9 protein-coding genes are annotated in these 7,692 nt (G+C 43.0%); 3 read left to right on the forward strand and 6 right to left on the reverse strand.

The features are described 5' to 3' along the window. Window positions 1-236 precede the first annotated feature (236 nt). The 3 genes from OEX01_08940 to OEX01_08950 form a co-directional block, all read right to left on the reverse strand. A complete protein-coding gene (locus OEX01_08940; protein ID MDH5449106.1) occupies window positions 237-1,037 on the reverse strand; it encodes a DUF362 domain-containing protein in 801 nt (266 codons plus the stop codon). A gap of 160 nt (window positions 1,038-1,197) precedes the next feature. Then, a complete protein-coding gene (gene rqcH / locus OEX01_08945; protein ID MDH5449107.1) occupies window positions 1,198-3,207 on the reverse strand; it encodes a ribosome rescue protein RqcH in 2,010 nt (669 codons plus the stop codon). A 185-nt stretch (window positions 3,208-3,392) separates the two neighbouring features. Then, window positions 3,393-4,211, reverse strand: coding sequence for a nucleotidyltransferase domain-containing protein (locus tag OEX01_08950; GenBank protein ID MDH5449108.1), 819 nt, complete (start codon window positions 4,209-4,211; stop codon window positions 3,393-3,395). Window positions 4,212-4,403: 192 nt separating this feature from the next. Between OEX01_08950 and OEX01_08955 the strand changes: the two genes are divergently transcribed. Further along, the gene (locus tag OEX01_08955) at window positions 4,404-4,526 is read left to right on the forward strand and encodes a hypothetical protein (GenBank protein ID MDH5449109.1); all 123 of its coding nucleotides are present in this window, start codon (window positions 4,404-4,406) and stop codon (window positions 4,524-4,526) included. Between the two features lie 72 nt (window positions 4,527-4,598). Here OEX01_08955 and OEX01_08960 read toward each other — a convergent pair whose 3' ends face one another. After that, window positions 4,599-4,880, reverse strand: a complete 282-nt coding sequence (locus tag OEX01_08960; GenBank protein MDH5449110.1) for a hypothetical protein — start codon at window positions 4,878-4,880, stop codon at window positions 4,599-4,601. Between the two features lie 92 nt (window positions 4,881-4,972). Here OEX01_08960 and OEX01_08965 point away from each other — a divergent pair, with 92 nt between their 5' ends. Both OEX01_08965 and OEX01_08970 read left to right on the forward strand, forming a co-directional pair. Then, entirely contained in the window at window positions 4,973-5,404 is a 432-nt protein-coding gene (locus OEX01_08965; GenBank protein MDH5449111.1) for an Lrp/AsnC family transcriptional regulator, read from the forward strand. A 155-nt stretch (window positions 5,405-5,559) separates the two neighbouring features. After that, entirely contained in the window at window positions 5,560-6,105 is a 546-nt protein-coding gene (locus OEX01_08970) for a hypothetical protein (GenBank protein MDH5449112.1), read from the forward strand. On the opposite strand, the gene OEX01_08975 is transcribed toward OEX01_08970, so the two are convergent. Both OEX01_08975 and radA read right to left on the reverse strand, forming a co-directional pair. After that, window positions 6,086-6,505, reverse strand: a complete 420-nt coding sequence (locus tag OEX01_08975; GenBank protein ID MDH5449113.1) for a hypothetical protein — start codon at window positions 6,503-6,505, stop codon at window positions 6,086-6,088. The genes OEX01_08970 and OEX01_08975 overlap by 20 nt on opposite strands. A 3-nt stretch (window positions 6,506-6,508) precedes the next feature. After that, the gene (gene radA, locus OEX01_08980) at window positions 6,509-7,531 is read right to left on the reverse strand and encodes a DNA repair and recombination protein RadA (protein MDH5449114.1); all 1,023 of its coding nucleotides are present in this window, start codon (window positions 7,529-7,531) and stop codon (window positions 6,509-6,511) included. Window positions 7,532-7,692: the final 161 nt, after the last annotated feature.

A 7,692-nucleotide genomic window follows, 5' to 3' on the forward strand; every position in this document is an offset into this window, starting at 1 on the left:
TCCTTCGAGTTGGCCAATGGAAATAAAGAAGCCATACAGCGCAAGAAAAAGCGGAGTAAGAAGAATCAATGGTCCGTAGCCAGTTAATCCTGACGATGGGGGTCCCCCTACAGCGCTTAGAACAAAGGAAAAAAGTTGAAAGCCATTGAACATGTTCGTCGGTTATCAGTGAAATTTAATCCACGATGTGCGTAGCTTGTTACACTTCTTTGAGTTTTCAGTGATTGCTGAGCTTTTTATAACTGTCGAAGCCTTTCTTTGATACTTTCGATGGGATTTCCCAAAACCTCAATTTTTTCAATGTCTCCCTCACCTAGACCCCTCTTCACAGCTTCTTGTATCACCTGCATTTTCTCAGGCTTCAAACCGACAAGAATTGCTCCAACTGTCTCGACGGCAACTGCGTCCCTACCCATCACAAGGAAGTTGGTGTTTAATGCCTTGATTGCGGCTGCACCTGAATATGTGCGGGTGGCGTCTATTACGGCGAGATCTACCCCACCAATTGCTTCATAAGCGTCAAGTAGGACTGCTACGAGTTTTTTGTGGAGCCTCGCTTTCTTTCTGTCTGGAACCAAGCCAAAAAGATTTTTCAAAATGGTCCCTTTGTCATATCTGCGTAACACATGGGTGCTTACGAAGACGTTAGGTTTGAAAAGTATGTGCGAAAGCCTCATTTTTTCGTTAGCAACCTCCACTTCTTTCATGTCCATGTCATCGGAGAGGTTGAAGGGAACAACTCGTTCAGTGAAGAGTTCCTTCCAGATTTGAAGTCGTTCCGAACCTGTTCCTTTGTAGTTGTCCGACTCGACTAGATAGATCTGTGGTGCTTTATTGAAGCTATTAACGATTGCACTGACCACGCTGATCGTGGGATAATTTATTCTGGGACTTTTGTGGTTAAAGACTCCTACCTTGACAACGACAGATCTTTCCGTCGTGTTTAAATCGTCCATTTTTCCGATAAGCTTGAGCGCGTGGTTAAAGGATTCTTGGGCATCTCCGTTTAACTCAACTATAGCGACCTGTGACGCCAAAAATGACACCTGCAACCAAAGCAGCTATTCGTGTTGGTTTATTAGTGTTGCCAAGCAATATACGCTTTGGAAAGCGGAGAGTTAAGCGAAACCATTCTCGTGCATAGATAGCAAAGCACAAACCTCACATATGTGTCTTTTTGCAGTTTCTTCCGATTTTTCAGTGGTTACTTATTCTTCCTTTTCCAAAGGGGATGAATGCTTGTATTTCTTCGATGGGAATCTTAGAGACCTTTTCTTGGAGGTTTTTGGAAACTTTCTTCTTCAGCACTTGTCGTATCTTGTTCGCCAGCTTACTACTCGAAAGCTCTCCAGGAACTATCTCCACATAAGTGTCAGTTCTACTCCTCACAGCTTCTTTCGGTCCACCCATCACTGTGGGCGGTGTTGCTTTAACGTCAACTCCCATGGCAAGCCGCACCGGAGTTTTTCTGACATAATTTTTCTTGCCACGTATCATGAAAGCTCCTCTCTGAAGGTATTCTCCAGAGGGAGGAGTTTTGCTCACCTGTTCTGGATGCACCCAGTAAACGTCGATTGCGCTGAACTTGGCTTTCCAAGCTCGTGAATGTGAAGCCGCTAGCTGGGCTGCTTCGCTTATTGACTGTTGGGAAGGCGCTTTTCCTTCTGTCTTTATTATCACAAAGGGGGCGCCTGCAATGTCAGCGTGGAAAACCAAGTCGTGGGAGTCTGTGTGTTTTTTTATTAGAATTTCGTTTGTAACAGCGTCTTTTCCGCCGACCACTAGTAAGTTTTCTGAGGTGTAGAACCATCTAAACTTCTCATGCCAAGCCTTCTTCCTTCTCTTAACAATCGGCTTACTAGCTTCCTCAACCACAACTTCTTTCTGCTGTCTCAGTTCTTCAATGCGACTTAACGTTTCTTCCATCGCCTTTTCGGCGCCTTTCACTTTCTTCTCTGCTTTTTTAGCTCGATTATAGTAAGTTGCCGCGTTTTTTTGAACCGAGTCACGAAGCTTGAGAGAAAAAGCCAAGCCTTCAATCGACAAGTTTAGAACCAGCCTCTTCGTATCTAAAGATTCAAAATAAACTGATGGTGCTTTTCCTTTTTTTTTCTTGTCTTTAACCTCAGAAACAATCGCCTGCCATGTCTTTCCGCTTCTCTTTTCATCCATAATTCTCAGCAAAAACGTTTGTAGCAGATGGAAATGAGTGTAAATTTTGTCTCCAACTATTCTCACTCGTGCAGCTTCTTGTCTCGCCTTTTCCAAAGACGCTTGTTGCCCGTTGAGGATTCTCTGCTGTCTAGCTATCTCCTGCTCAGCATTCCCTGACACTGCTGTAGCTTTTCGCTCGACAAAGGTTTTTGCGTAATACTCGTCTAAGGCTTCATTGAAGCTTCTAAACTTCTTGCACTTTAACTCATCATATTTCCTTAATGGGATGGGAACTACGTCAATCCATTTTCCTCTTCTATCCATTACTATACAAGGTTTAAACTTTCCAGTTTCAAGCTGAGAAACAATCTCGCTAAGGGCTGTGAAGATTTTATTAAAATCACTATTTTTCAGCGATTCACATCTCTTGTTTTTATCCACTTGTGCACGGAGAAGAATCTCTTCAGCGTACATGCCACCGATGCTCAAAAACTTTGTAAGTGCCTTAACCACCTCTAAACCATCGAACTTTGTTAGTTTAAGCAAATCCGACGGCTTGAGGTGTAGAGGATTTTTTCCGCTAGAAGGCGCCTGTTGAAAAGGTTCTCTTCGTAAAATGTTTCGGTCACGCATCCTCTTAAACATGAGAGCCTGTTGGATAACCTCTTGAGCGTCAACGAGTATTACATTGCCGTCGGCAAACAACTCTAAAACCAGCTTAGAGTCTCCCTCTTTCGTTTTGGTTTTGATGACTACAATGCGTTCAAACTCGTGCTGGCTAACTTCAGTGATTGTGCCGTTTCTGAGATGTTTGCGGAGAGCCATACAGAAGGCAGGCGGTCTTTGAGGCTTTTCCAGAATATAAGAGGTTAAGTGTAAACATTTGCCTGCTTCAATTAGAAGGTTTAAGGCTGGCTGGTTAGCTTGATGAAGTTTCAGAATCACTGTTTTTCCTTTGATTTGGTAAATGTTTTGTATGCGAGCGCCTTTAAGCTGCTCTTTAAGCTCTAAGACAACGGCAGCTATGTCGAAGCTTGTTAGCGTTTTTTTCACTGTTCTTCTCTCTTTTTGAAACAAAATAATAGTAGAGCGCTTTAAGGATTTATAAGGAAGTTTACACTTTCTGCCATAATCGTTGTGCACATTCCGCAAACTAAGTTTCTATTTCCAAAATAGTTGGAAAAACAAAAATTTCTGGGATTTCTTTTAATTGGAAATTATAAATTAGGCAATCAAATTTACGTACTCGCGAGACCTTTTGACGTTCTTATCCGCCTTTCTATCTCCTTTTGATCGATCTCTGACATTATCTCGTGGAACCACCTAATTGCTTTATGATATTTCTCTTGCAGATCCTTCTCATCTCTGACGAAGTAGAGATGCTCGAGTCTCTTAATCGTCTCGGATGGAAGTTCATAATGTATGTAGCGCGTCTTGAAGCTATGATGAACAGGGTTATACTTAACGCGTAACGCTTCAACCAATGTTGCGAGAGTCAGACCATGATAGAGATCGATGGCTTCGATTTGATTGCCTCTGTTGATCTCCTTCTGTACGAAATTGCTGAACATATCGAATCTTGCTTGCAATCTTTTCAACCTTTTCTGCAATTTCTTGGCGAGCACGTTCTTGTTCAATGAAGGAGGCTTGACCTTATTGGATTTGTTGAAGTAGAACACAACATTACCATGGATCTCAGGTTCTAGGAACTTGTCCGGACTGCTGAGCTTCAAGACAGCAAGGTCGATTATAAGATACTTGCTTGCGTCATCCAATTTGTAGAAGGCCTGAAAGAGACCTGACGACGGTGGATGTGACACCTCATACTTCTGCGTGATAGAGGACAACGATTTCAAGGCTTTTTCGACTGTGAAGAACGTCTCATTCACTTTCTTGTTGTCCACGACCAGATAGAGATCAATATCAGACCATTCATCGATCCGGTCGAATGCTGCGGCACCTCCTTCCCAAAAAGCGTGGGTATAATCGAGTAGTTCTAGGGCATCGACAAGGGTTTGAATTATGATGTCACGGGTCAGCCTTTTTTTCTTCGTCATTTGAACACCTTAAGAACGAAACTGAGGTTGAAATTTTATGCACGGGCTATTTAACTTCTGCGCGCATTAATGTACTTCGCTAAAAGGTTGTAGGTACCCTACAAAAACAGAAAAAGAGGGATAATTACTGTCTGCGGGTAAAGCCGTGCAAAGCACAATCGACGATCAACACACCGAAGATGATTATTATCCATGGCAAAACTCAAATCTTTTCTCAATCCAGAGAAACCCGATATTTCTTCTGTCTATAACGAAAGCGAAGACTTTGATGTAGAGCTTGAAGAAGACTTGATTATTGAAGGAGAGTTGTTCTAATTGTTTAATGATTCTTCAACGGGAAAATCGACAGAAAAACGGGTAATCCGGAGATATCCCCACTCGTAACTATTAGCAATAACGTTGTTGCTTATAGATTAGTTTAATAGCAAAATTTTTCTGCGCTTCCATTGCATGCACGCATCTTCGTCCACCATCATAAGTAGGAATAGTATCAGCTATAGTTTTCTTAGTAGCTTTGAGGTCAAAGAACAGTTCAGAATCAAATGGTTTGAATGCTCTCTTTAGGGGTAAGGTTAATCGAGTTTGAATGGTCTTTCTGATTGAGCCAGCTTTTTTAAAGTGCAATCCTTTCATTACTTTCACCACAATATAAATAACAGCTATCGTCAATAATTATCTATCTGAATAACATTCAAATACAGTACAAAAAATTTTTATAAAATCGAACGTCATTCAATAACATGAAAAACATAAAGCCTAAATTGGTTAAACTGTTTAAAGAAGGCTATTGTACTCCACAAATTGCGAGAATAGCTAAAACAATTAATGAACCTTCCGCAACTATACACTACAACATAAAGAAGCTAGAAAATGAAGGGACGATAAAAACTTACAGAGCCGTTTTTGATTACAAGAAAATCGATGAAGGGTTTTGTGTATATATTCTCGTCGCTTTGTCACCTAGTGAATATCTTACTCCCGAAAGAATTGCAAGGAATTTGACTAAACATGAGGAGGTTGAGAGTGTAGATCTTGTCGCTGGAGATTGGGAGTTAATTGTAAAAGTTCGAACAAAAGGTCAAGATGAGTACTATAATTTCTTAAGAGACGTGATATCCAAAGAAAAAGGTCTTCAAAAAACCAAGTCCATGATTTCATTGAAGTCGCTTAAAACTGAATTTGTCTTAGTTTAACATTTGATTATATAGATAAAGTCACTCTTCAGCAGCCAAGAAAAAAGAGAGGAAATGCAGAAGACATCTCTACTGTTCTCGTTATTAGTCAAAACCTTAAATTAGAAGTCGTTGAATGTATAAGAAAAAGCAAAACTGATTTGAGCTGAAGTTTCATGAAACCACTAACCACAATTTACTGGACTCGCGCTGCTTTAGGACTGGTTATCGGAGTTTTATGCACGGTTTACATATACTTCTCAGTATCCTCTGACCTCATTAGCATATACACGTTGCTAACAGGAATATCCTTTGCAATACTTTTCTACCTCGCTACCTACTACGTCATTAAATCCAAGTTCTTCGCAAGAGTTGAGAAACAACAAAAAATAATAACACAAGGAATCGGAATTTACTTCTTCGCTTGGATCGTCTCATGGACTCTAATCGTTACCATGCTTATGCCATCAGCGTCAGTCAACATATACATCAACGACACAGGAAACTTAGCTGAAGGCCAAGAATTCTGGGTAACTGCACGGGGCAGTACAGGCCAACTCGTTCAAAACAAAACCACCACGTCCGGAACTCTTAGGATGGCTCTGTTGCCACCGGGAGCTTACACTTTCGAGCTAGGAAACACTAACCAAAGCCAAGAATTAACATTAGACTGGCTGCAAAACTTAAACGTGGTTTTTAACGTTACCCCTGTTTCTGGGTAGACTCTGCGTACTGGGCGATGCTTGTCTGTCCTTCAGGATCCGCTTTTGGCTTTGACTCTTCTATCGTTTTGATCAGCAGTTGTGTGTAGTCTGTCCATGCGGAGAAGAAGCCTCGGTCGAAGTCGTCGTGGAATCTGCTTTTGATGTGTTTCGAGAATTCGTTTTTGTATTGTTCTACTGCTGTTTTGCTGTTTGGATTAATGTTTTGAAGGAAGGCGTGTTGGTTGCCGTTTGTTTTTCGGGTGAGGAGCATGCCTTGGAGGGCTTTGTAGTATCCGTGATCCCATTGTGTTTTTGGGGTTTGTTGTTTTATTCGTTGTAGTTGTCTTTGGGCTTCTGTGAGTTGGTGGTTGTTGATGAGTTGGAAGTAGCGTGTAGCGAGGGCTTGGGGGAAGGTCATGCTTTATCGTTTCCTTGTTTGTTCGTCTGGGTCTACTTCTTCTACGCCGTTTTGGGTTATTTTGAAGATGCCTTCGCCGTCGGGGAGGTATGGGCTGCTGACGAGGCGGGCGATGCGTATGGGTCCTCGAGCGGATTTGCGGAGGTAGACGCGTGTGTGGCTTGTGTGGGCTACTATGTGTCCTCCTATTGGGTGGACGGCGTCGCCGAAGAAGACATCGGGTTTTGACATGACTTGGTTTGTGACTACTGCAGCGGCGTTGAAGGCGCGGGCTAGGCGGATTAGTTTGTGCATGTGTTTGTTTAGTCTTTGTTGGCGGATGGCAAGGGTTTCTCTTCCTACGTATTCGCTTCGGAAGTGAGCGGTGAGAGAGTCGATGATGATGAGGCGGATGTTGTTATCTTTTATTATTTTGTCGGCGTTTTCGAGGAGGAAGACTTGGTGGTCGCTGGTGTAGGCGTCGGCGACGATTATATTTCGTGCTGCCCCTTCTGGGTTTAGGTTGAGGTGTTTTGCCATTGATACTATGCGTTCGGTGCGGAATGTGTTCTCGGTGTCTATGTAGAGTGCTGCGGCGTCCAGTCCGCCTTGTTCGAGTGGGAGTTGGACATTGACGCAGAGTTGGTGGCATACTTGGCTTTTGCCGCTTCCGTATTGTCCGTAGAATTCGGTGATTGTTTGGGTTTCGAGTCCGCCGCCTAGGAGGTTGTCTATGATTGTGCTGCCTGTTGTGAGGCGATGGATTTTTTGGCGTTGTTTGAGGAGTTCGTCGGCGCGGACGAAGGCTAGATCAATGGTTCCGCGGGCGTGGCGGATGACTTCTAGGGCTTTTTTCTCGCTGATGCCTGCAGGTGCGAGTTCGCGGGCGGTGGCGGTAGCGAGGGATTCGATGGTGTGGAAGCCCATTTCTTGTAGTTTTTTGCTTGTGGCGGGTCCTACGCCTGGGAGGTCTTCTAAGCATTCATACTGCTTTTTAGGGGTCGTGGATTCGGTTAAGGGTTCGGGTTCTTCTTCAGTAACTGTCATTTCTAGACTAATGTCCTCCATGTGCACACAGGACATGCAGACAATTTGATGGTTAACATATTTAAATTGCTCTAAGAATTGGAGCGAGTTTTCTGGGAGACCCAACTGAAACTATTTCTCTTCCTAAGTGCCATCTTCGCCCTCGGAGCCTTCAGCTACTC

Source organism: Candidatus Bathyarchaeota archaeon, from assembly GCA_029882535.1.
Taxonomy (GTDB): Archaea; Thermoproteota; Bathyarchaeia; order Bathyarchaeales; family SOJC01; genus JAOUKM01.